Origin of the sequence: Thermoanaerobacter sp. A7A, assembly GCF_000445185.1 — a bacterium.
GTDB lineage: Bacteria > Bacillota > Thermoanaerobacteria > Thermoanaerobacterales > Thermoanaerobacteraceae > Thermoanaerobacter.
In genome coordinates this window covers 1-1,187 of sequence record NZ_AVAF01000006.1, presented here as the reverse complement: position 1 = coordinate 1,187, position 1,187 = coordinate 1, and the positions used below count along the sequence as shown (strand labels likewise).

Here is a 1,187-nt window from a genome sequence, read left to right as displayed (position 1 = left end):
TTTTTTTTAAGGAATAAAAAATGAATATGCTAAAAGAAAAATTAGAAGAAATCATTCAACAACAATGCCTTATAAACCAGGTTGAATTATGGGGACTAGAGATATCTCTACCCAAAGGAAAAAAAGGTATTATTAGAGTTTATGCAGATAAAAAAGAAGGTATTAACATAGATGAGCTGGCTAAACTAAGCAGAGACATTGAAGTTGTCCTGGATATAGAAGAAATTATTACCAATTCTTATGTTTTGGAAGTATCTTCTCCAGGATTAAATAGAAAATTTTTTAAACCAGAACAACTAACTCAATATCTTGGACAAGAAATAAAAGTTAAATTAAAAACTCCATTAAATAAAAGAAAAATAATTAAAGGAAACTTAAAGGAAGTAAAAGAAAATATTTTTACAATTGATACAGGTAAAGAAAATATAGAAATAGATTTTTTTGAAACAGAAAAGATAAATCTAGAATATAAGTTCTAGAGATAGGAGTAAAAATATGAGTACTGAATTAAAAAAAGTAATTGAACAAATATCTAAAGACAAGGGTATAGACAAAGACTTGCTAATTGATACTTTAGAAGAAGCTGTAAGAGTTTCTGCTTATAAAAAATATGGTGATGATATAGACATAGAAGTTAGCTTTAATGAAGAAACCAATGAAATAGAAGTATATCAGTTTAAAGTAGTTGTAGAAGAAGTAAGCAATCCTCAACTGGAAATTTCTCTAGAAGAAGCTAAAACCCATGACCAGAATGTACAAATCGGAGACGAACTGGGATTTAAACTAAATGTAGAAGAATTGGGAAGAATAGCAGCTCAATCAGCTAAACAAATCATCATTCAAAAAATGAGAGATGCTGAGCAAGAGATTATCTATGAAGAATATAAAGATAGAGTGGGTGAAATTATAAATGGAATTATTCAACGCAGAGATAAACAAGGATTAATTATTAACCTGGGAAGAACAGAAGTTTTACTTCCCAGAAATGAGATGATTCCAACAGAACGGTATCAACGCAACGATCGTATCCAGGCCTATATTATAGAAGTAAAAAAAGAAGGAAGAGGACCTCAAATTATTGTTTCCCGTTCTCATCCTGACTATGTAAAGGCATTATTCTTCAGGGAAGTACCAGAAGTGGCAGACGGAACAGTAAAAATTATGGCTGTGGCCAGAGACCCGGGCAA

Annotated in this window: 2 protein-coding genes; both read left to right on the top strand. The window is 30.8% G+C overall.

What is annotated here, in order from left to right:
• Positions 1 to 20: 20 nt before the first annotated feature.
• Positions 21 to 479, top strand: a complete 459-nt coding sequence (gene rimP / locus M663_RS0100445) for a ribosome maturation factor RimP (protein WP_273702564.1) — start codon at positions 21 to 23, stop codon at positions 477 to 479.
• A gap of 16 nt (positions 480 to 495) precedes the next feature.
• Positions 496 to 1,187: transcription termination/antitermination protein NusA (locus tag M663_RS0100440; RefSeq protein WP_029687561.1), on the top strand; the 692-nt coding region annotated here is incomplete at its 3' end.